The sequence below is a fragment of the Variovorax ureilyticus genome (assembly GCF_050632185.1).
Classification (GTDB): domain Bacteria; phylum Pseudomonadota; class Gammaproteobacteria; order Burkholderiales; family Burkholderiaceae_C; genus Variovorax; species Variovorax ureilyticus_A.
In genome coordinates, this window is sequence record NZ_CP192579.1 from 3,059,623 (window position 1) to 3,082,458 (window position 22,836).

Annotated in this window: 20 protein-coding genes and 1 pseudogene; all 21 read right to left on the reverse strand. The window is 66.0% G+C overall.

Going from position 1 to position 22,836, the window contains the following annotated elements; genetic code table 11:
- Window positions 1-9 precede the first annotated feature (9 nt).
- Complete coding sequence (gene flhF, locus ACQ858_RS15125) at window positions 10-2,457, reverse strand: flagellar biosynthesis protein FlhF (RefSeq protein ID WP_431273507.1); 2,448 nt, start codon at window positions 2,455-2,457, stop codon at window positions 10-12.
- Window positions 2,454-4,547, reverse strand: coding sequence for a flagellar biosynthesis protein FlhA (gene flhA, locus ACQ858_RS15130; protein WP_431273508.1), 2,094 nt, complete (start codon window positions 4,545-4,547; stop codon window positions 2,454-2,456). The genes flhF and flhA overlap by 4 nt, the downstream gene beginning before the upstream one ends.
- Entirely contained in the window at window positions 4,544-5,689 is a 1,146-nt protein-coding gene (gene flhB / locus ACQ858_RS15135) for a flagellar biosynthesis protein FlhB (protein WP_431273509.1), read from the reverse strand. Before flhB ends, flhA begins: the two co-directional genes overlap by 4 nt.
- A gap of 293 nt (window positions 5,690-5,982) precedes the next feature.
- Window positions 5,983-6,624, reverse strand: coding sequence for a protein phosphatase CheZ (gene cheZ, locus ACQ858_RS15140; RefSeq protein ID WP_431273510.1), 642 nt, complete (start codon window positions 6,622-6,624; stop codon window positions 5,983-5,985).
- 41 nt (window positions 6,625-6,665) lie between these two features.
- Window positions 6,666-7,055: a chemotaxis response regulator CheY gene (cheY, locus tag ACQ858_RS15145; protein WP_431273511.1), complete on the reverse strand. Its 390-nt coding sequence runs from the start codon at window positions 7,053-7,055 to the stop codon at window positions 6,666-6,668.
- Window positions 7,056-7,214: 159 nt separating this feature from the next.
- Complete coding sequence (locus ACQ858_RS15150; RefSeq protein WP_431276872.1) at window positions 7,215-8,240, reverse strand: protein-glutamate methylesterase/protein-glutamine glutaminase; 1,026 nt, start codon at window positions 8,238-8,240, stop codon at window positions 7,215-7,217.
- A gap of 65 nt (window positions 8,241-8,305) precedes the next feature.
- Entirely contained in the window at window positions 8,306-8,971 is a 666-nt protein-coding gene (gene cheD, locus ACQ858_RS15155) for a chemoreceptor glutamine deamidase CheD (protein WP_431273512.1), read from the reverse strand.
- A gap of 61 nt (window positions 8,972-9,032) precedes the next feature.
- Window positions 9,033-9,875 carry a CheR family methyltransferase gene (locus tag ACQ858_RS15160; RefSeq protein ID WP_431273513.1) on the reverse strand — a complete coding sequence of 281 codons (843 nt, stop codon included), beginning with the start codon at window positions 9,873-9,875 and terminating at the stop codon, window positions 9,033-9,035.
- 34 nt (window positions 9,876-9,909) lie between these two features.
- Window positions 9,910-11,172, reverse strand: coding sequence for an EAL and HDOD domain-containing protein (locus ACQ858_RS15165; protein ID WP_431273514.1), 1,263 nt, complete (start codon window positions 11,170-11,172; stop codon window positions 9,910-9,912).
- Window positions 11,173-11,317: 145 nt separating this feature from the next.
- Window positions 11,318-13,357: a chemotaxis protein CheA gene (cheA, locus tag ACQ858_RS15170; RefSeq protein WP_431273515.1), complete on the reverse strand. Its 2,040-nt coding sequence runs from the start codon at window positions 13,355-13,357 to the stop codon at window positions 11,318-11,320.
- 17 nt (window positions 13,358-13,374) lie between these two features.
- Window positions 13,375-14,301, reverse strand: coding sequence for a flagellar motor protein MotB (motB, locus tag ACQ858_RS15175; RefSeq protein WP_431273516.1), 927 nt, complete (start codon window positions 14,299-14,301; stop codon window positions 13,375-13,377).
- A gap of 237 nt (window positions 14,302-14,538) precedes the next feature.
- Window positions 14,539-15,399, reverse strand: a complete 861-nt coding sequence (gene motA / locus ACQ858_RS15180; RefSeq protein WP_431273517.1) for a flagellar motor stator protein MotA — start codon at window positions 15,397-15,399, stop codon at window positions 14,539-14,541.
- Between the two features lie 65 nt (window positions 15,400-15,464).
- Window positions 15,465-16,070: a flagellar transcriptional regulator FlhC gene (gene flhC / locus ACQ858_RS15185; protein ID WP_431273518.1), complete on the reverse strand. Its 606-nt coding sequence runs from the start codon at window positions 16,068-16,070 to the stop codon at window positions 15,465-15,467.
- Entirely contained in the window at window positions 16,067-16,393 is a 327-nt protein-coding gene (gene flhD, locus ACQ858_RS15190) for a flagellar transcriptional regulator FlhD (protein WP_431273519.1), read from the reverse strand. Before flhD ends, flhC begins: the two co-directional genes overlap by 4 nt.
- 349 nt (window positions 16,394-16,742) lie before the next feature.
- Complete coding sequence (locus ACQ858_RS15195) at window positions 16,743-17,036, reverse strand: EscU/YscU/HrcU family type III secretion system export apparatus switch protein (RefSeq protein ID WP_431273520.1); 294 nt, start codon at window positions 17,034-17,036, stop codon at window positions 16,743-16,745.
- On the reverse strand, window positions 17,033-18,334 hold the full coding sequence (locus tag ACQ858_RS15200; protein ID WP_431273521.1) for a flagellar hook-length control protein FliK: 1,302 nt from the start codon (window positions 18,332-18,334) through the stop codon (window positions 17,033-17,035). Before ACQ858_RS15200 ends, ACQ858_RS15195 begins: the two co-directional genes overlap by 4 nt.
- Window positions 18,335-18,354: 20 nt before the next feature.
- Window positions 18,355-18,684, reverse strand: coding sequence for a flagellar protein FliT (locus ACQ858_RS15205; RefSeq protein ID WP_431273522.1), 330 nt, complete (start codon window positions 18,682-18,684; stop codon window positions 18,355-18,357).
- Window positions 18,685-18,716: 32 nt separating this feature from the next.
- A complete protein-coding gene (fliS, locus tag ACQ858_RS15210) occupies window positions 18,717-19,139 on the reverse strand; it encodes a flagellar export chaperone FliS (RefSeq protein ID WP_431273523.1) in 423 nt (140 codons plus the stop codon).
- Window positions 19,140-19,158: 19 nt separating this feature from the next.
- Window positions 19,159-20,612: pseudogene (fliD, locus tag ACQ858_RS15215) on the reverse strand (flagellar filament capping protein FliD).
- 146 nt (window positions 20,613-20,758) lie between these two features.
- Window positions 20,759-22,066, reverse strand: coding sequence for a FliC/FljB family flagellin (locus ACQ858_RS15220; protein WP_431273524.1), 1,308 nt, complete (start codon window positions 22,064-22,066; stop codon window positions 20,759-20,761).
- 163 nt (window positions 22,067-22,229) lie between these two features.
- Window positions 22,230-22,556: a flagellar hook-basal body complex protein FliE gene (gene fliE, locus ACQ858_RS15225; RefSeq protein ID WP_431273525.1), complete on the reverse strand. Its 327-nt coding sequence runs from the start codon at window positions 22,554-22,556 to the stop codon at window positions 22,230-22,232.
- Window positions 22,557-22,836: the final 280 nt, after the last annotated feature.

Below are 22,836 nucleotides of genomic sequence, written 5' to 3' on the forward strand. Positions count from 1 at the left end.
CCATGCTCCTCAAGCCTCGTTCTCCATGGCGCGCAATTGCGGCTGCATCGGCGCGGTGGACTCGGTGCCGAGCGCCTCCAGCAGCACGAAGAGCTTGCTCACGCCGACGTACAGCGCATTGCCGGTCAGCGGCCGGGTCGACTTGGCGGGACGCCCGGTCAACTCGTTGAGCAGCATGCGCGCGCGGTCCGCCCATTCGCCCTTGGCATGCAGCAGCCGCCACGCAGTGGTGGTCACCTGGCCCGCGATGAGCAGGCGCTTGAGCATGTCCGGATCGCCCAGCTCGCCCATGCCGCCCGCGAGCTGCAGGCCCTGGCGGATGAGGCGGAAGCACGGCTCCGCGTCGGCTGCCCAGGCCTGCCACTGCGCAAGCTGGCGCGGACTGACGCGCATGTCCACGTTCGACAGCATGCAGGTCTGCGCGAGGATCTTCTGGCCGCGCGCGTCGAGCACGCGCCGCACCACGCCGCGCAGCGGCGGCAGCCCGGGCTTGTCCGCACCGACGCGCAGCTGGACCATCGCGTGCGCCTCGCATTGCATCGCCGGCCCGCCCTTGAAGACAGTAGGCACCGGCTCGCTGAACTCGGCATCGATGCGCGCGAGCGCGCTCGACTCGCCGGTGCGCAGTTCGATCACGCTGGTCGAGCCCGGCACGCGCGCGAGCCATTGCTGGCTCTGCGACTGCCACTCGGCCATCAGTTCCACCGCGGGCATTCTCGGCAGCAGATGCACCAACGGCTTGCCCAGCGCTTGCTGGCGCAGCCATTGCACCTGGCGCGCGCCCGGCCTGCGGCGCGTATCGCTGCCACGCGTCGCGGCGGTGGAGAGCCACTGGCCGGGTGCCGACAACGGCTGGCCGCTGCGATCCGACAGCAGCAGGCTGCTCTGGCATTCGTAGACATCGTCCCCGCCGTTCGAACGGAGGCCGACCTGCCCCGACAGGGCAAGCACATGGCTGTCGCATCCGACGGCGACCTCGCTGCGGGCATGCACCATCAGGTCGTCCTGTACCGCCTTCTGGCCGATGCTCTCGTCACCCGCATGGCGCCACAGGCGGCGCGCGGCTTCGAAGCCGATCTGCGCGCCGGCGAGCGCACCCGCCACGGTCGCGAGTTCCTGCGCGTCGTGCGCCATGGCGCGGATGAGGTTCTGGTATTGCGCACGCAGACGGTCGGCCTCGGCCTGCGCCTGCACCACCTGCGCCGAAGGCGCGGCGCCGGCCGGCTCGTCGTGCATCTCCACCTCGGACGGCACGAACAGCGGGTTGTGGCGTCGCGGCTGGAAGACGCTGTCCACCAGTTGCGCGCGGTCGGCGGGCATCAGGTTCTCGGGCACCTTCTGGCCGCTGGAGATGTAGTGCACCGGCAGGCGGTGGCGGATCACGGTGTCGATCAGCGCGCCCGGGTGCGTGGCCTCGTCCATCTTGGTGAAGATGCAGCCTGCGAGCTCGTTGCCGCCGCCGTGGCGGTAGGCGTGCACCACTTCGTTGAGCGTGTCGCCATGGCTCGACGCGTTGAGCAGAAGCAGCCGTTTCACCGGCCGGTGGCTGCTGCAGAGCATCGCGATCTGGTCCGACACCGCGCGGTCGCGCTGGCTCATGCCGACGGTGTCGATGAGCACCATGTGCTTGTCGCGCAGGTCCTGCAGCACGAGGTGCAGGTCGGCCGCGTCCTTCACGCCGTACACCGGCACGTCGAGGATCTGGCCGTAGATGCGCAGCTGCTCGTAGGCGCCGATCCGGTAGCTGTCGGTGGTCACCAGGGCGAGCTTGTCGGCGCCGAAGCGCATCACGCAACGCGCGGCGAGCTTGGCGGTGGTCGTCGTCTTGCCGACGCCCGTCGGGCCCATCAGCGCATAGACACCGCCCTGCGAGAGCAGCGCGTCCTCGTCCTCATGCACGGGCAGGGCACGGATCAGCTCCGAGCGCGCGAAGGCCATGCCCTGCGCGTAGGTCTGGCCGATGGGCAGCTTCTCGAGCATTGCCTTGGACAGGCGCGCGCTGAAGCCCGCGCCGAGCAGGGTGCGCAGCAGACGGCCGCGCACGGGGTCCTGGCGCTGCTTGTCGTTCCACACGACGCTGGCGAGCTGTTCCTCGATCATGCCGCGCATGGAATGAAGTTCGTTGAGCACCGCATCGGTTGGCGCCGCGGCGGGTTGCGGCTCGGACCTTGCCTGGATCACGGGTGCCGAGACCATGGGCGCCGGCGCCGGAACGGCGGCAGCGACCGGCTGCACGGGCGCGGCTGCAACGACCGGAGCGGCCGGCGCCGCGCTTTCCAGCGCCTCGGTCACATCGCTCTCCACCATCGCCACGATCTCGACCCCATCGGCCGATGCGCGGTTGCTGAGAACAATGGCTTCCGCGCCGAGCGCCTCGCGCACCAGGCGCAGCGCCTCGCGGCTGGTGGCGGCAACGAATCTGCGGGCCGTGGTCCGCACGTCTGTCGGGATACTCACGCTCTTCCTCCAATGGTGGCGGTGATCTTGATGTTGCGGGTGTCAGGAATCTCCGCGTGGGAGAGCACCTTCAGTTGTGGCAGGCTGCGCCGCAGGAAGCGCGCGAGCAGCACGCGCAGCGAGTGCTGCACCACGAGCACCGGCGCAAGGCCGATCTGCTCCTGGCGCGTCATCGCTGCCTGTGTCTGGCGCAGCAGGTTGTCGGCGAGGCCCGGCTCGATGCCGCTGCTGCTGGTCATGGCTTGCTGCAGGACCGCGTCGAGGGAGGCATCGAGGCCGATCACGTTCAGCTCGGCATCGCCCGGGAACAGCTGCTGCGTGATCGCGCGGCCCAGCGCGAGGCGCACGAGCGACGTGAGCTCGGTCGCATCCTTGATGGTCGGCGCATGCTCGGCGATGACCTCGAGGATGGTGCGCATGTCGCGGATCGAGACTTCCTCGTCGAGCAGGTTCTGCAGCACCTTGTGCAGCGTGCTGAGCGAGACGACCTTGGGCACGAGGTCCTCGGTGAGCTTCGGTTCGGTCTTGGTGATCTGGTCGAGCAGTTGCTGGACTTCCTGCCGACCGAGCAATTCCGCGGCATGCGTCTGGATCAGGTGGTTCAGGTGCGTCGCCATGACGGTGCACGCATCGACCACGGTGTAGCCGTAGATCTGCGCCTGCTGGCGCAGGTTGCCGTCGATCCACACCGCGGGCAACCCGAAGGCCGGGTCCGTCGTCGGCGTGCCGGGCAGACTGCCGGTGACCTGCCCCGGGTTGATCGCCATCCACTGGTTCGGAAAGGCTTCGCCGCGGCCGATCTCCACGCCCTTCAAGCTGATGACGTAGCTGTTGGGCTTGATCTCCAGGTTGTCGCGGATGTGCACGACCGGCACCAGGAAGCCGATCTCCTGGGCGATCTTCTTGCGAATGCTCTTGATGCGGCCCAGCAGCTCGCCCTGTTGCGACTGGTCCACCAGCGGGATCAGGCGGTAGCCGACTTCCATGCCCAGCGGATCGACCATCGCGACATCGTCCCAGCTCGCTTCGGTGGCTTCGACCGCCGGCGCCAGCGCAACCTGGGCGGATGCGGCCTGCTCCGCCGCCAGCTGCGGCTTGCGGCGCAGCACGGCCCGGCCCCCGACGGCCAGCGCACCCGCGATCAGCAGGAAAGCCGGGTTCGGCATGCCGGGGATCATCCCCATCAGGCCGATGATGCCGGCCGTGAGGAACAGCACCTGCGGGTTCGAGAAGAGCTGGCCGGTGAGCTGACGGCCCACGTCTTCTTCGGTCGTCACGCGCGACACGATGACGCCGGCCGCGGTCGAGATCACAAGCGCCGGGATCTGCGCCACGAGGCCGTCGCCGATCGCGAGCAGCGTGTAGGTCGTACCGGCGGTGGAGAAGTCCAGCCCGTGCTGCACCACGCCGACCACCAGGCCGCCGATGATGTTGATCACCATGATCATCAAACCCGCGACCGCATCGCCGCGCACGAACTTGCTGGCACCGTCCATCGAGCCGTAGAAGTCGGCTTCTTGCGCGACCTCGGTGCGGCGTTTGCGGGCCACGTCCTCGCCGATCAGGCCGGCGTTGAGGTCGGCATCGATCGCCATCTGCTTGCCGGGCATCGCATCGAGCATGAAGCGCGCGCCGACCTCGGCGATACGGCCCGCGCCCTTGGTGATCACCATGAAGTTGATGATCACGAGGATGATGAACACCATCACCCCGACCGCGAAGTTGCCGCCGACCAGGAAGTGCCCGAAGGCCTCGATCACCTTCCCCGCCGCGTCGGGCCCCGTGTGGCCGTGCATCAGCACCACGCGCGTGGACGCGACGTTGAGCGACAGGCGCAGCAGCGTCGAGAACAGGAGCACCGCCGGGAAGGCGGCGAAGTCCAGCGCCTTCATGGTGTACATGCCTACCAGCAGCACCATCACCGACATCGCGATGTTGAAGGTGAACAGCAGGTCCAGCAGGAAGGGCGGCAGCGGCAGCACCATCATGCTCAGGATGAGCACGATGAGGATCGGTCCCGCCAGCCCCTTGAACTGGTTGCCGGAGAACACTTGCGTCGGCAGACGCATCAGGTTGGCCACGGAATTCATGCGGTCTTCGGTGTGTAGGCGAGCGCCTCGGGGATCGGCAGGTCGGTCGGCGTGCGCGGCGCTTCGCCGATGCCATCGTCCTTCCAGCGTTTGAGCTGGTAGACCCAGGCGAGCACTTCGGCGACCGCGGTGTAGAGGCCGGACGGGATCTCGTCACCCAGCCGCGTGTGCTTGTAGAGCGCCCGCGTGAGCGGCGGCGCTTCGAGCACCGCCACCTTGTGCGCCGCCGCGATCTCGCGGATGCGCTGTGCGATCAGGTCGGTACCCTTGGCGACCACGCGCGGGGCGCGCATGTCGCCGTCGACGTACTTCAGGGCCACGGCGAAGTGCGTCGGGTTCGTCACCACGATGTCGGCCTTCGGCACCTCGGTCATCATCCGGCGCCGCGCGATCGCCTGCTGCTGGCGGCGGATCTGCGCCTTGATCTGCGGATTGCCTTCGCTTTCCTTGTGCTCCTGGCGAAGATCCTCGCGCGACATGCGCAGCTTGCGGTAGTAGCTGAAGAGCTGCCACGGCACGTCGATCATCGCCACCAGCAGGAGTGCGGCCGCGATCAGCGCGCAGTCGCGCCCGACGATCATGATGGTCTGGGGAATCGCGGCGCTCACGGGCAGCGCCATCAGCTGCATCACACCGTCGAGATCGCGCACGATCACGAGGTAGGCAACGCTGCCGATCAGCGCCGACTTCGCGAGCGCCTTGACGAGCTCCACGAGCGACTGCGCGGAGAACATCCGACCGATGCCCGCGACCGGGTTGAGCTTGGTGAAGTCGGGCGACACCGCCTTGCCCGAGAAGAGCCAGCCGCCGAGCATCATCGGCGCGACCACGGCGGCCACCACCATCATCACGAACAGCGGTGCGATGGCCGTGAGCGCATGCAGCACCATCGTTCCGGCCTGCACCATCATCTGCGACGGATCGAACGCCGAGTCGCGCTCGAAGCGCAGGCCCTTGCGCAGCGCGTTCTCCATGGTTCCGCCGAGCGACCCGGCGGTGAACCACAGGCCGCCGATGGCGGTGCCCAGCATCACCAGCGTGGTCAGCTCGCGGGACCGGGCGACGTTGCCTTCTTCGCGCGCCTTTTCCAGGCGCCGCGCGGAGGCAGGTTCCGTTTTTTCGAGATCGCTTTCCTCAGCCATTCATGCTCCATCGAGCATCGGCGAAGACCACCGGCTCGTGACTGATTATTCGATCCGGCCTGCTGAAGCAATCGCCCGATCAAGGGGGTAACTGCCCCTATCTCGCGCAATCACGAGACTTTCGGGGATGCGTGGGGAGGCGCCGCGCTACGCCTGGAGATCAACAACCGCCGTGATGGATCGCGACGATGGCGTGCTCTGCGCAGCGAAATAAAGGAGGAGGCCGAAGGCCGGGGGACATTCGCGGAGCAGAGTACGCCGTCGGCGCGATCCCGCCCCGGAGGCGAGCCGGCTCAGAACCCCAGGCTTGCCAGCAGATCGTCGACCTGCGACTGGTCGGTCACCGCTTCGGGATTGCCAGCCTTGATCTGCGGGCCGTTCATCAGGCTGTTGGAGGCGATCTCCTGCCGCTTCTCGGCCGGCGAGTTGTCGATCAGCACCTGCAGCAGCTGCGTCTCGACCTCGTTGACCACTTCCATCATCTTCTTGATGACTTGGCCGGTCAGATCCTGGAAATCCTGAGCCATCAGGATCTCCATGAGCTGCGCGTTGATCGCGCTGGCCTTCTGCGGCACGTCGCCCAGATACTCGCGCGTGTCCATCACGAGCTGGCGCGCATGGTCGAGCTCGATCGGGTTCTTGAACCATTCGTCCCAGCGATGGGTGAGGCCCTTGGCATCCGTGGCAAGGCCTTCCTGCAGCGGCTGCGCGATGTCGATCGCGTTCAACGCACGATGCGCCGCCCGTTCCGTGGTTTCCGCCACGTAGTTGAGGCGGTCCCGCGCACCGGGAATCGCCTGCGCGGCCTTCTCGACCTGCTTGTCGAGACCCAGCTCGCGCATGCCCTCGCGCAGCTGGCGCGTCAACTGACCGATGCGGCCCAGCAACTCTTCGGCGGTGTTCCCGTGATCGTTGTCGATGGAGTGTTCATTCATTTGGTTTGCTCCGCGACGCGCGCCATGCGCACCGCAAAAGTTCACTTGGCCGCCAGCTTCTCGAAGATCTTGGTGATCTTCTCTTCCAGCGTCGCGGCGGTGAAAGGCTTGACCACGTAGCCGTTCGCACCGGCCTGCGCGGCGGCGACGATGTTTTCCTTCTTCGCCTCGGCAGTCACCATCAGCACCGGCAGCTTCGACAGCTCCGGATCGGCGCGGATGTTCTGCAGCATCGTCAGGCCGTCCATGTTCGGCATGTTCCAGTCCGACACCACGAACCCGAAGCTGCCGCCGCGCAGCTTCTCCAGGCCCGCCGCGCCGTCCTCGGCCTCGTCGACGTTGAGGAACTCGAGTTCCTTCAGGAGGTTGCGCACGATACGCCGCATGGTCGGGAAGTCATCCACGACCAGGATCTTGATACTCTTGTCCATCACGTTCATTTGCTCCAAAAGTTCACTGCAACTTCACACACTCACGCCCAAAAAAGACGCCTCACAACCCAGGGCACCCGCGGAACCGGCTCCGCCGGGCCGCCGGGTGCGCCCCCTTCAAGGGGGTGCAGAGCCACACGAAGTGGGCGAGGCTGGGGGTTAGACACGGTTCGTACGCGCACCGAAAGTGCGCAGATGGGCCAGCACGCGGCGACTCATCTCTCCCAATGGCGCGACCTCGTCCGCCGCGCCCAATGCAATCGCCTCCTTCGGCATGCCGAAGACCACGCAGCTCGCCTCGTCCTGCGCGAGGGTGTGGGCGCCGGCCTTCTTCATGCGCAGAAGGCCCTCGGCGCCGTCCTTGCCCATGCCGGTGAGGATCATTCCGATCGCGTTCTTGCCCGCATGCCTGGCGGCGGAATCGAACAGCACATCGATCGACGGCCGGTGCCGGTTCACCGGCGGCTCCTGGTCGAGATGCGCGACGTAGTTGGCACCGCTGCGCGCGAGCGACAGGTGGTAGGCGCCCGGCGCGATGTAGGCATAGCCCGGCAGCACGCGCTCGCCATGCTCGGCCTCCTTGACGGTGATGCGGCACAGGCCGTCCAGCCGCTGCGCAAAGGACTTGGTGAAGCCCGCAGGCATGTGCTGGGCAATGAGCACCGCGGGGCAGTCGGGCGGCAGCGGCTGCAGCACCTCGCGGATGGCCTCCGTGCCGCCGGTCGACGCGCCGATGATGATCAGCTTCTCGGTACTCAGCAGCGGACTGCGCAGCGGCGCTTCCTGCACCACCTCGCCGTGCGGCCTCGCTCCCGCGGCGCCGCGTGCCGGCAGCAACCGCGCGCAGGAGGCGGTGCGGATCTTCCCCGTGATCAGCTCGGTGTAGTTGAGCAGTCCGTCGCGCACGCCGAGCCGCGGCTTGGTCACGAAATCGATCGCACCGAGCTCCAGCGCGCGCAAGGCGATCTCCGAGCCGCGCTCGGTCAGCGACGAGACCATCACCACCGGCATCGGCCGCAGGCGCATGAGCTTCTCGAGAAACTCCAGGCCATCCATGCGCGGCATCTCGACGTCGAGCGTCAGCACGTCGGGTTTGGTCACCTTGATCAGGTCGCGGGCGACCAGCGGATCGGCCGCCGTTCCGACGACCGTCATGTCGGGCTGGCTGTTGATGATCTCGGTCATCACGCTGCGGATCAGCGCCGAATCGTCGACGCACAGCACCTTGATCTTGTTTGCGTTGTTCGTGCTCACCAGCTACCTCTGTTCTTCGCCAGTGGGCCCGTTGGGCCGACGGCATTGTTGTTCGGCCTCGCAGGGCCGGGGCTTGCGCAGGGGCCGGCCAGCTTGCGAAGCAGCTCGCCCTCCTCCCGCTGAATGGACTGCACGTCGGCCTGCCCGCGCAGCTTGCGCACCACGGCCTTGCCGCTCGACGGCATGAAGCACACGCGCCGCGCGTACGGACCGCGCAGGTCCTGCGCGGCGACGGCGATGCGCTCCGCGCGCAGGTAGCGCAGCACGAAGTCCGCGTTTCGGTCGCCGATGTTGAGCGTGGTCATGTTGGCGAGCACGGCGCCACCCCCGAAGACTTTCGCCTGGAGCCGCTCGCGCCGCGCGCCGGCACGCAGCAGCTCACGGATCAGCACATCCATCGCGTAGGCGCCGTAGCGCATCGACTCGGTCTGGTCGCGCGCGCTTGCGTCGCCGTCGTCCGGCAGCATGAAGTGGTTCATCCCGGCCACGCCGTTGTCGATGTCGACGAGACAGGCCGACACGCACGAGCCCAGCACCGTGGTCAGCACCGTGTCGGTCGTCGTGACGTAGTACTCCGAAGGCAGCAGCTTCACCGCCATGCTGCCCACGTCGCGGTCGAAGTAGTGGAGACTGGCCACGGAGCCCGGTGCAACGAAGCTCATTGGGAAGCCCTCGTGCTGCGCAATGCGGTGCGGGCCCCCTTCGGAACGGCCGGGCGGGGGCTCATGCAGGCACCGCCTTCGCCGCGCCGCGCGCCAGCTCATAGACCGTATGCCCCAGCGGCTTGAAAGTCTGGTTGACGAGCGACGCGTTCTCCGAATGCCCGGCGAACAGCAGCCCGCCCGGCTTGAGCAGCGGCGCGAAGCGGTCAAGCACCGTCTTCTGCGTCGGCTTGTCGAAATAGATCATCACGTTGCGGCAGAAGATCGCATCCACCGGCTCCTTCACCGACCACGACGGGTCGAGCAGGTTGAGCCGCGAGAACTTCACCATCGCCGCCACTTCGGGCCGCACGCGGACCTTGCCCGCGTTCGCACCGGTGCCCTTGTTGAAGAAGCGCCGCAGCCGCTCGGGCGACAGCCGGCTCACCTGCTCGGCGGTGAACACGCCCGCCTCGGCCTTCGCCAGCACCGCGGTATCGATGTCGGTCGCAATCACCTTTGCGACGCCGGCGCGCGCACCGAGCGCCTCCATCAGCGTGATCGCGATCGAGTAGGGCTCCTCGCCGGTCGAGGCCGCCGCGCACCAGACCGTGACCTGTTGCTGCGACTTGCGCGCATGCTCGGCCAGCACCGGGAAGTGATGCGCCTCGCGGAAGAAGGAGGTCAGGTTCGTTGTCAGCGAATTGATGAACGACTGCCACTCCTCGCCATCCTGTCGCGACTCGAGCAGCTCCAGGTACGCCGCGAATTCCGGCAGTCGCAGTTCGCGCAACCGTCGAGAAAGCCGGCTGTAGACCATTTGTCGCTTCTGCTCGCCGAGGGCGATGCCTGCGCGGCGGTGGATCAGCGTTCGGACTTTCGAGAAGTCACTATCGGTGAAGGGGAATTCGGTGTTCACTGCCATCGTGCTCGTATATCGGCAGCCAGCCCCCCGGGATTTAGGGCGTTTCGACCGCGCTCGCCTCCTGCGACCAGACCAATGCCGACAGGTGCGCCGCGTTGACCTGGCCGGCGCTGACGAAGAGCGCCTCCGCGAGGCGCGGGGCGTCGCGGCTGTCCGTCTCGCATGCCTCGACCAGCGACAGGAACGGCGCGTACACCCCCTGGCGCACCAGGATCGCCTGCTGCACCGATTCGGTCAGCTGCACCTTGTTCAGCACCTCTTCCATCGGCACGCCGAGCAGCTGGTCGATGAGCGAGAACATGCCCACCACAAAAAGGTTGTCGGATTCGCCCGCGGGCAGCATGCCCTGCCCCATCAGCTCGACGAAGCGGCCGCGCATGATCGCGCGCTTCATCATGAAATGCGAGCTCCTGCGGTTGCTGGTCGCCAGCAGCAACGAAAGCCAGCGGAACAGGGGCTGGTAGCCGAGCATCGCCACGGCGTGCCGCAGCGAAGTGACCTCCACCCCGACGCCGATCGCCGGTGAATTGATGTGGCGCAGCAGCCGGTAGGTGAGCGCCGCATCGCGCTTGAGCGCGGCTTCGATGGAACGCACGTTCTCGTTGCGCTTGAGCATCTGCATCAGCCGCACGATCAGCAGCGACTCGGGCTGCAACTCGCCGACTTCCTTCACCGGCGGCGGCGATTGCCGACCGTCGACGAGGACATCGACGCCCTGCGCCGCGCAGGTCTCGAAGTCGTCCCAGCCCTCCATGCGCGTCGCGACGAGGCGGATCGGCGCGCGGCCGGTCGGCTCGTCCGGCCGCGCGCCGGCGATGAGGGAAGGATTGCCCGCACCCACGTCGAGATGCGTGATGATCTCCAGCAGCTCCGGGTCCTTCGGCAGCGTTTGTGCGTCGCGCAGCATGAAGCCGAAGCCCTGCTCGCGCAGGAAGAGCAGCATCGAGCGCGTGTCGGGATCGGCGAGATCGTCCATGCCCATGCACAGCACCACGTTCTCGGGCGGGAGCGCCTGGAGCTCGTTGAGGAAGAGCGCATCGACCGTGACATCGAGGTAGACGGTCAGCCGCCCGAGCCGCCAGCCTTTGGGCGGATTGAGGTGCTTCGCGATGCACGCGATCAGCGCCCTGCACTGGGCGGAAGCATCAGCGCCGCCGACTGCATCGCGCCACGTGAAGCGCAGGCCCTGCACACGCATCTGTGCGTCGAGCTGCAGCGCGAATCCCACGTAGCCGTTGGCCTCCGCTTCATCCAGCAGCGCACTTTCCGGCGAGGGTTCCGACGCGGTTTGCGTCACGGGTGGCACCAGTTCATCGGCTGTGACGTCACCCTTCGATCCGGGGCGGCGAAAGAAGTCAAAACGCATTGCAAACGCCTCTGTCAGATTCGCGAGTTGCCACCCGGTCAGTGCCGGGTGCACGGGCCAATTGCATGTATTGCGCTCAGGCTTCGATGGGCGTCATCCTCGAAGCCCCGGCCAGCGCCGCGGCGCTGACGGCCTGCGCCCGCTGGATGCGGGGCATCGCGCCGACGTCGATGATGAAAGCCACGCTGCCGTCGCCGAGGATGGTGGCGGCGGAGATGCCGGGCACCTTGCGGTAGTTGGTCTCGAGGTTCTTCACCACCACCTGGTGCTGGCCGAGCAGTTCGTCCACGAGGAGCGCGAAGCGCGCGTCGTCGGTCTGCACGATCACGAGGATGCCCTGCGTCGGGTTCACCTGCGCGTCCGCCACGTCGAACACGCGGTGCAGCTCGATCAGCGGCAGGTATTCGCCGCGGACCTTGATCACGTGGCCGTCGCTGGTGATCGAATGCAGGTGCTCCGGCAGCGGCTGCAGCGACTCGATCACGTAGGAAAGCGGCAGGATGTAGGCCTCGCTGCCGACCTTGACCGACATGCCGTTGAGGATCGCCAGCGTCAGCGGCAGCACGATGCGGGTGGTCGTCCCGTAGCCGCCGCGCGACTGGATCTCGACGTGGCCGCCCATTTCCTGGATGTTCCGCTTGACCACGTCCATGCCGACCCCGCGACCCGAGATGTCGGTCACCTGCTCCGCGGTCGAGAAGCCCGGCGCGAAAATCAGTTGCCACACTTCCTCGTCGGGCATCGATTCGCTCACCGGGAGCCCTTGCTGCATGGCCTTGGCGAGGATCTTCTCGCGGTTCAGGCCGGCGCCGTCGTCGCTGACCTCGATCACGATGTTGCCGCCATGGTGCTGCGCGGACAGCAGCAACTGGCCCGTCGCCTCCTTGCCCTTGGCGGTCCGGATGTCGGGTGTTTCGATGCCGTGGTCGAGGCTGTTGCGCACGAGATGCGTGAGCGGATCGATGATGCGTTCGATCAGCCCCTTGTCGAGTTCGGTTTCCTTGCCGAAGGTGTCCAGGCGCACCTGCTTGCCGAGCTTGGCGCTCACGTCGCGGATCACGCGCGGGAAGCGGCTGAAGACATAGTCCATCGGCATCATGCGGATGGACATGACCGATTCCTGCAGGTCGCGCGCGTTGCGCTCCAGATGGCCCAGGCCGCTGAGGAAGCGCTCGTAGGCCACCGGGTCCAGCATCGTCGCGGCCTGCGTGAGCATCGATTGCGTGATGACCAGTTCGCCCACGAGGTTGATCAGCTGGTCGACCTTCTCGACGTCCACGCGGATCGAGCTCGATTCCTTTGCAGCCGCAGCCGCGCCCGCCGCGGGCGCAGCAGCCGCCGGTGCCGGGGCTTGCGTCCGCACGGGTTCGGCAGCCGAAGGCGCCGGCGCGGCAGCGACGGGCTCCGCCGCGGCGGCGGGCGCTGCGCACTCGCGCGCGATCTCGATCTGCGATTCGTCGATGACGAAGCAACACACCGCGATGATCTCGTCGGGTTCGCAGGTGGTGTCGAGCACCACGGTCAACTGGTCGTTGCTGCGCGTGCGCGAGACGATCTTGCCGAGGTTGGCCAGCTCGTCCGCGAGCAGGTCGCACTCGCTGTCCGACAGGCGGCTCAGGCGGATGCGCAGCGCACCGGACACGTCAGATTCCTCGGGTGCAGGCGCGGCGGCCACCACGGGCGCCGGCGCTGACGCCACTGCAGGTGCCGGCGCGAGGGCCTTGCCGTCGGCGGTCTCGAGCGCGAGTTGTTTCAGCACGGCGCAGATATGCGCCACCCTGTCAGGCTCGGGTTCTTTGCCCGCCTGGTAGGCAGTGAGTTGTTCTTGCAAGGCGTCCTTCGTTTCCAAAAAGGCGTCGATCATGGGTGCGCTCAGGCGAAGCTGGCCATGGCGTGCCCGGTCCAGGAGGGTCTCCAGCAGGTGCGTCGTCTCGGTCAACGCGGTGAAGCCGAAGGTGGCCGCGCCGCCCTTGATCGAATGGGCCGCGCGAAAGATGGCGTTGAGCTGCTCGCTGCCGGGCGAATCCACGTCGAGCTCGAGGAGCAGTTGCTCCATCTCGGCCAGAAGCTCGATCGCTTCGACGAAGAACGCTTGGGAAAACTGACTGAGGTCCATTTTGTGTTTCGCTGCTGCTACTGGATTGGCACGGCTGGCTTGAGCGACGTGAGCTTCGCGTCGGCACCCTGCGCACTTGCGGGCAATGACGTTCCGACTCTCGGCTTGTCGAGCTCGCCGCTGTTCTCGCGCTCGATCCGGTCCTGCGTCTGACGGTTCAGGACGATGATGCTGATGCGCCTGTTGATCGGGTTGCGAGGCTCGGCGTTGTCCAGGTGCATGCTGTCGGCGAGACCGACGACGCGCAGCACCTTGTTCTCGTTCATGCCGCCTGTCACGAGTTCGCGCCGCGATGCGTTCGCGCGGTCGGCCGACAGTTCCCAGTTGCCGTAGGACTTGTCGCCGTTGGTGTAGACCATCGCGTCGGTGTGGCCCGACAGGGTGATCTTGTTCGGCAGGTCGTTGAGCGTCGGGCCCAGCTCGCGCAGGATCGCACGCATGTGCGGCACGACCCGCGCGCTTGCGAGGTCGAACATCGGGCGCTTGTCGCTGTCCACGATCTGCAGGCGCAGGCCTTCGGTCGTGATGTCGATCAGGATCTGCGAGCGCAACTGCTTGAAGACCGGGCTGCTCTCGATCAGGTTGTCCAGGCGCTTCTTCATGTCGGCGAGACGCGCGGCGTCCTCCATCTCGGCGCGCTCGGCGTCGGAGAGCCTCTCCTCGCCTTCCTGCGCGATCGGGTCCGGCCCGCCGCCCGGGATCACGCTGGAACTGAGGCTGCTCTTCTCGCCGCCGCTCAGGGCCACCTTGAGCGGCATGCGGAAGTGCTCGGCGATGCCCTCGCGCTGCTTGGGCGTCGAGATCGACAGCAGCCACATCACGAGGAAGAAGGCCATCATCGCCGTCATGAAGTCGGCGTAGGCGATCTTCCAGCCACCGCCATGGTGCCCCGCGCCGTTCCCGGCCACCTTCCTGACGACGACGCGAAGCTTGTCTGCGCTCACCGCGTCACCTCCACGCGCCTATGGCAGGGCATGAACCCCATAGCCGCGAAGCAGTCCCTTGCGGGAGCACCCGCGGAACCGGCTTCGCCGGGCCGCCGGGGTGCGCCCCCTCGAGGGGGCTGAGGACCGCGGCTCCGAGCCTGCCTGCGCAGGCTTGGACGTGCCCGAAGAGCAGCCGCCTCTGGCGGCCGCCCGACAGAGCCACACGAAGTGGGCGAGGCTGGGGGTGTTTTCATTTCAGCGGGCCTTGACTTCGCGGACGTGCTCGTCGAGCTCGCTGAACGTCGGACGCTCGGTCGAGAACAGCACCTTGCGGCCGAACTCCACCGCCAGCTGGGGCGCATAGCCGTTCAGGCTCGCGAGCAGGGTGACCTTCGCGCACTGGAAGACCTTCATGCCCTCTTCGACCTTCTGGTCGATCACGGTCGCCAGCGGCATCACGAAGCCATACGCCATCAACACACCGAGGAAGGTGCCGACCATCGCGTGGGCGATCAGCGACCCCATCTCGGAAGGCGGCAGGTTGGCCGAACCAAGCGCATGCACCACGCCCAGCACCGCAGCCACGATGCCTAGCGCCGGCAGCGCATCGCCGACGCGAGCGAGGCTGTGCGAAGGCACTTCGGCCTCGTGTCGGATGGTCTCGATTTCATGGTCCATCAGCGCCTCGATCTCGAAGGCGTCGGTGTTGCCGCTCACCATCAGGCGCAGGTAGTCGCAGAGGAACTCCATCAGTTCGTGCTCGGCCATGATTTCCGGGTAGCGGTTGAAGATCTCGCTGTCCTTCGGGTTCTCCACGTCGGACTCGAGCTTCATCATGCCGTCCTTGCGCGCCTTGGCGAGCAGCTCGTACAGCAATGCGAGCAGGTTCATGTAGAGCTGCTGGTTGTGCTTGGACGAGCGCAGGAGCAACGGCAACTCCTTCATCGTCGCCTTGATCGTCTTGCCGTTGTTGCCCGCAATGAAGGCGCCCAACGCGGCGCCCCCGATCATCAGCACTTCGATCGGCTGGAACAGGACGCCGAAATGACCGCCCATGAGGGCATAGCCCCCGAAAACGGTTCCCACCACCACCAGGTATCCGACCAGCACCAGCACACGTTTCCCCTTTTGCCCTCAGGCATCAAATCAATGGATTCGAATTTCGAAGTGAATGAATCGCCTCAGTGGCCTCCGATGGCGGCCTGCGGTTCGGCGCGCGCCAGAACGGTGTCGGAAGCGGAATCGGATTCGACGGGCGCCTCCACCCGCTTCGGACCACGCGCCTTGCCCGCGCGAGACGGCGGGCGGCAGAGCACGCACACATAGCCGTGCTTGTTGTCGTGCGCGTGCGCCACGAAGCGTCCGCCACAGCGGCTGCAGACGCTCAGCTGGAGCATGTCGCTCTCGAAGAAGCGCACCATCGTGTACGCACGCGTGAAGTCCAGCACGACCTCGCCGCCGTGTGCCTCGATCTGCTCCATGTACAGGCGATAGCTCTTGATGAGCGCGCGCAGCGGCGTCTCGTACGCCTCTTCCAGCATGAAGCGGTACATGTTGTAGAACATCGAGGAATGGATATTGGCCAGCCAGGTCATGTACCAATCCGTCGAAAAAGGCAAAAGACCCTTGGGCGGCGAAACGCCTTTCAATTCCTTGTAGAGACGAATCAGGCGTTCACGGCTGAGGCCGACTTCCGATTCGAGAAATTGCAGCCGCGCGCCGAGCTCGATCAGCTCGATGGCCAATTTGACCTCGCGGACCTCGCCCAGGACGCTTTTCTTGCTCATGCCATTGCATCCGCTTCGCGCGAATGGATTTTCCTCGCCGACATCAGGATCGACATATGCGCCTGCTGGAGCGTCGTATCCTTTTCTTCGCCAAATACGGCAAACATCGGATGATCGTCGAGGCGGAAACTGCAAAGCAGAAAATTCGACGCCGCCAATTTGACGATCTGGGTCAGAGACATATTGGCCAGCAAATCAGCCAGTTCGCGACCAACCCCCAAACGATACATGGCTGCTGCGCGATCCTGCTTGGCCAGCTTTTGAGCGAGCAGCATATAGGCGAGATTGATGTCGCCGATCTCTTTCTTTCGAGATGTCGCCATTAGTCACGGCGCCGTCTTTTTTCAATTCCACTCTGCACTCCGTTTGATACAGGCTCTAGTCTATCGACAGAAATTAACAAACCTTAACAACTTAACTAGATCTCTCCCAAGAAAGTGAGACTTATCTGACACAGCCGAAACGAAGCCCCAATTCATCAAAGCGTTCACCTGGGAAAAGTAAGTAGAATGCATACAAAGCATTCACATCTCCGGCCGCATTGAAAATGATGAAAAAGTATTCAACTCTTCAATATGGTTAAATTTCCCAGATCAAATCCTGATTCTTTCTATGAGATTTCATTAACATGAAACAGAAAGTATCAATTCCGAATTTCCTGCGTGAAATAATTCATGGCACTCGCCCCGGAATCGCGCCCGTGTCGCTTTCGAGACGGTGGACCCAGGCCATCAGCTCGGCCACCGCGCGATAGAGCTGCGGCGGGATCTGCCGGTCGAGGTTCACCTGCATCAGCAATCGGACCAGGTCCGCGGACTCGTGCACGTAAAGGCCGTTCGCCTTCGCCTCGCGCATGATCGATTCGGCCACCACGCCGTAGCCCTTCGCCACGACCACGGGCGCCTTCGAGGTGTCCGCATGCGACAGCGCCACCGCGCCCTGGCGTTCGCCCGCACCGGCGGTCATGGCCGGTCCATTCCGGAAACACGGAAGTCCTGAAGCCGCAGGCCGATCGCGTCGAGCCGATGGGCCAGCGCACTGCCGTCCGCCCGCAGGCGCTCCACCGTGGACGCTTCGGCAGCACTCAGGCGCGCATGCACGCCCTCACCCGCGAGGCTGAGCCGCACATCGACCACGCCCAGGCGCGGCAGCTGCATCGACACCGTGGTGGACCAGGGGCGGGCAGTTTCTTCGCTGCCGGCATGCGACTCGCGTTCGTCGGTCTCCTGCTCGATCGACCATTGCATCGGCACACCGGGCCACGCCTCGCCGCTCCACCGGAAGACTGACGTGGCGAGCAGGTCGAGCTGCTGGTGCACCAGCGCGACGGACTGCGGATGGATGATCTCGGCGGCGGCGGGCATGAGCCCGGTCGTCGCTGCATGACCTGCATGGCGAACCGTGGCGCTTTCTGCAACGGCACGCTCGGGCACGGCCTCGGCCATCGCCGCGGGCGCTTCGGCCCAGCGGTAGGCCGCCTGGACACGCGAGGCTTCCGGATGGGTTTCGCCGCCGTCGGAAAGCGGCGCATCGCCCGAAGGTGACGGCGCAACTGCGGGCGTCGCGGCCTGCGCCGGCTTCTGTGGCTCGACGGTACGGGCGTGCCCCGCCGGCGCCGCCGACCTTCCGATGTCCGAAGCAGGCGCATCGATCACCGGCGCAATGACTGGCGCGACCGCCTGCTGCGATGCGTCGGCCGGTGCCGCCGGTGCCGCCGGTGCCGCCGCGCGCGCCGAAAGCGGGTCCGCCTCGGCCGCCAGCGCGGCCGCGAGCCCCGGACCCGACCAGCGCGCCTGAGGCTCCTCGGCCAACTGCGCCAGCGTGCGGCTTCCCGCCGCGAGCTCCACCAGATGCGATTCGTAGAAGAGCCCGCTGTTCGAGACGTTCCGCGACAACATGGCCGCGAGCACCCCCGTATCCGGCGCCTTCGCCGAAGCCCATGCGGGCGCCGTTGCGCGCACCGGACCGGGATCGCCATGCACGTCCGCCAGCACGGCGCTGATGACACGCGCGGTGGCCGACAGCTCGGCCTTCGCGGCGCGCGTCGAAACCCCTTCGCGGTACGCCGCGTCGCCGGTGGCGCCGGGCAGCAGCCTTTCGAGTGCCGCATTGGAGGGAAGCCGGACGTCGTTCGCGACGCGCCCCACCTGCAGCACCGGCCCGGGCGGGCCGATCTCGGCCTCGTTCGTGATGGCGAGCACGTCCATTCGCAGCGACGCCTTCGCGGCGAGCGGCGTGTCGATCGACCCGGGCAAAGCTGTCATGGCGCGCCGTCAGTGCCCGTTCAGTGCGAGGAGTAGGCCTTGCCCAGCGTCTGCTGCTGATGCAGCGAGCTCATGCGCGCGATCAACTGTTCGATCTGCGGCTTCACGAGGCCGCACACCTCGTCCTGGTCGGCGCGGATGCGTGCGATCAGCCGCAGCGTCTCGTCGTACTGCGCCGGATCGAGCACCTCCATCGGCTGCAGCACCTTGAGCCTGTCGACGAGCGCCGAGCACTGCGCCTCGAGCTCCGGCAGCCGGCCCCATTCCTTCGCACGCGCCAGTTCAGCCATCAGCGAGACGCGCATCGCGAGTTCGCTGTAGCAATGGACGACTTCACTCGTGACTGCCATGTTGTCCTTCATCTTGTTCATCTGCGGCGGCATCAGGCGGCCGCTGCGCCGGGATCGATCTCGCGCCAGGCGCCGGCGATGTCGCCCAGCAGACGATCCGCCTCGTCGAGCGCGTTCGCGTCGTTGTGCAGGTTCGCCTGGAGCAGCCGTTGCACGATGTAGTCGTAGAGCGCGGCGAGGTTCCCCACCAGCCCGGCCCCCGCCGGTCCGGCCGCGTCGGCATCGAGGCTCGCCTTGAGGCCGTTCTCGACGATGTTGATCGTCTTCGAGATTGCACGTCCCTTGGCAATGACGTCGCCACCGGCCATGTGATGACGCGCCATGCCGATGGCGGTCGTCGCGCCGTCGAAGAGCATGCAGATCAGCTGATGCGGCGAGGCGCTCATCGCGCCGGACTCGACGCCGATGCGCGCATAGGCGCCCGCGCCGGTCCTGAAGCTGTGAGATGTGTACATCGACGTCTCCACCAGAAAATCAGGCGCCGCTGCTCGTGCCGGACATCGCGGCGAACTGCTGCTTGAGGTAGCTCATCGTGTTGTTCATGCTGCTGATCATCACGTCCAGCTGCGTGAACTGCGTGCGGTAGCGCGCCACCGTGTCGTCGACGCGCAGCTTCATCGCGTCGTACTGGTCGCCGAGCTGCTTGATCGTGGTGGACACACCAGCGGTGGCCGCCTGCAGCAGGCCGCCGGTCGCGGTGACGTTGTCGATCAGCGCGCTCATCTGCTTGCCGTAGCCGCTCGTGCTGCTGCTGTCGCTCGCAAAGAGTTTCGAGACACCCGCGAGATTGGTGGAAAGGGCCGAGCCGAGCTTGGTCGAATCGAGAGACAGCGTGCCGTCCTTCTGAAAGGACACGCCGATCTCCGACAGCACCTTCATGTCATTGGTCCCGCCGGCCTGGGGGTGGTCAGTGCCTGCCGGATGCGGACCTGGAGGGCGAGCAGCGTCGAATCGCCCATCAGAACGGCGCCGGTCTTGGTGCTGGCGTCGTACGCCGTGAGGGTGTTAGCCGTGCTTTGCAGCTTGTTGTAGGCGTTGACGAAATCACTCACCGCCGATTGCACCGACGAGGTGTTGGGCTGCGTCACGACACTGGTGGTTCCGACGCTGAGCAGGTTCATGGTCACGCCCTGAACCGCCTCGCTGACGGTGTTGGTCGCGCTCGTGACGGCAATCCCGTTGACTGTCAGCTTCGCGTTCTGAGCCGCCACCGTCTGCTGGAGGTTCTGGGTGCCGGCCGGGTCGTTGTTCAGCAGGTTCTGCAATGCCGCGTCGCCGGTCACCGAGATGCGCATGCTCGATGCTTCCCCGGTCTGGTTGGAGGCCAGCACGAGCCGGTTGGGCGTGCCGCTGCCGTCGTTCACGATGCTCGCCGTGACGCCCGCGTTGGCGCTGTTGATCGCGTCGCGAATTCCCTGCAGCGTGTTGTTGGTGCTTCCGATGGTGATGGGCACCGCCGTGCGGCTGGCATCGGCCGTGAAGCTCGCGCCCGTGTACTGGCCGGTGGTGGAGCCGAGCGTGCCGCCGCTGATCGTGCCGAAATCGATGGTGATGGTTCCGCTGCCGATCGCCGTGGTGGCGCTGGCCTGGCCCGCGCTCACCAGCGATTGCGACTGCGCAAGCTGCGACACGTTGACCGAATAGCTCCCGGCCGCCGCAGTGCTGCCGGCCGAAGCGGTCAGCACGCCGGTCGAGCCGACGTTGACGCCCCAGCCCTGGAAGAGCGCGGGGTCGGACAGCCTGTCGGATGCCGTCTTCAGCACGCCGAGCGCACTCTGCAACGTGCCGTAGGCCGAGAGCTTGCTCGTGAAGCTCGCTGCGCGGTTCTGCAAGTCCACCAGCGGTTGGCTTTCCGCCGTCTGGAGCTGGGTCAGCAGGGTGCTCAGATCAAGGTTGGAGCCGACGCCCAGACTGCTAATCGTTGCCATGTTCGTATCCGTTCTGTTTGCTGTCCTCTGGAGCCTGGCCCGGACCAGGCCCCAGAGGACAGCACAGGCGGATCGGGCCTGAGCCCGACGGCCTGAGGTTGCCGATGCCCTTCCCGGACGGGAAGAGCACCGGCTTGTCACCCGGATCAGCGCAGGAGCGACAGCACGCCTTGCGTGGTCTGGTTGGCCTGGGCGAGCACCGAGGTACCAGCCTGCTGCAGGATCTGAGCGCGGCTCATGTTCGACACTTCGGTCGCGTAGTCGGCGTCCTGGATGCGCGAACGCGAGGAGGACAGGTTGGTCACCGTGGTGCCGAGGTTGGCGATCACCGAGTCGAAGCGGTTCTGCACCGCACCCAGCGAGCTGCGGAGGTCGTCGACCTGCTTGAGCGCGGCGTCGATCTTGGCGAGCGGGTTGGCCGAAGCGGCGCCGGCGAACTGGGCCGTCGCGGTCGTTGCACCCTTCGTGCTGAGCTCGTCGACCGTCGCCGACGTGACGGCCGTGGTCGTGGCACCGCCATCGACGAGCGGGTTGACGTCGGTCACGCCGAAGTTCTTGCCCTGGATGGTCACGTAGCCGGTCACCGTGCCGGCAGCGCTGACTCCGACCTTGACCGGCTGCGCAGCGAGCGTGACGGCGCTGCCGGTCACGATGCCGTTGACAGCGTCGGCATATTTGACGACGGCCGTGTTCAGCGTCACGTTGCCGGTCGCGCGGTCCACCGAGGCCGCGTAGTAGTCGGAGCCCGACTGGACCACGAACTGGCCGGTTCCGGTGCCGGCGGCGTTTTGCACTTCGTGCAGGCTCAGGCCGGAGGCATTCACACCCAGGGTGGTCGCGGCGGCGCTCAGGTTGACGTTCGACGAACCGGTGCCCGAGGGCTGCGCAATGCTCGAGAGCGCGGCGCCGACCGGCAGCGAGTTCGAGGCCACCGAGAAGCCGCTCAGGCCGAGCGTGCTGGAATCGATCTGCTTGAGGTCGATACCGATGGTCTGGCCGTCCGCCGCGCCGACCTGGATCGACAGCTTGTTGTTGCCTGCGAGCACCTTCACGCCGTTGAAGTCGGTTTGCTGCGAGGTGCGGTCGATTTCCGCGAGACGCTGGGAGATTTCAGCCTGGATCGATGCCTGGTCGGCGGCGGAGTTGCTGCCGTTGGCCGACTGCACGGCCAGTTCGCGGATGCGCTGCAGGTTGTTGTTGACTTCGGTCAACGCGCCTTCCGTCGTCTGCGCCAGCGAGATGCCGTCGTTGGCGTTGCGCGAAGCTTGCGTGAGACCCTGGATGTTCGCGGTGAAGCGGTTCGCGATGGCCTGGCCGGCGGCGTCGTCCTTGGCGCTGTTGATGCGCAGGCCGGACGACAGACGTTGGATCGCAGAATTCAGCGCCGACTGCGACTTGGTCAGGTTGTTCTGCGTGAGCAGAGAGAGGCTATTCGTGTTGATGACTGACGCCATGTTCGACTCCTGTTTACAAAGGTTGTGGACTCCGGCCTAGGCCGTAACGCTGGACCCGCTCCCACCGAGAGACTCAAGCCATCGTTGAGTGAGTTATCGACAGGGGTCCACAAACCTTTAGGGCGGCCTTCAAAAAAGGGGCGCCCCGAGACTCAGGCGGGCATCAGGCCTGGAGGTTCATCACTTCCTGGTAGGCCGCGACCAGGCGGTTTCGCACCTGCAAACCGGTCTGGAAAGCCACGTTCGCCTTCTGCAGATCGACCATCACGTCGTTGAGCGCAACCCCCGGCTTGCCGAGTTCGAAGGCTTCGGCCTGGCCGTAGGCGTGGTTCTGTGCGCCGCTGATGTTGTCCAGCGAGCGCTTGAGCTCGGCCGCGAAGCCGCCCGATTCGGCGGGCGCGGCGGACGCGGTCGACGCGGGTGCGAAGCCTGCCTGCACGGCGGTGGCGCGCATCTGCTGCAGGACGGATTCGATGGCGGAGATCGACATTCGGGTTCTTTCTTGATTCGTGCTTCGAGGTGGCTAGGGAAGCGCACAGGCGCTCCGTCGTCCTTTCAGCGTAACAAGGGAAGACCCGGATTCAAGCCGCCAACAAACGGCAAAACCCCCCGTTGTTCGGGCGATCGATTTCCGACCGTCTCCTGACAATCGATCGCGTAACGAAAAGTCCGCTGACCCTTGTCATCGGCCTCCGGCATGAAATCTGAACAACAAACTTCAAGCATCAACATGACGACGGACCGCGACTGCGCGACAGCCATGACGAGGA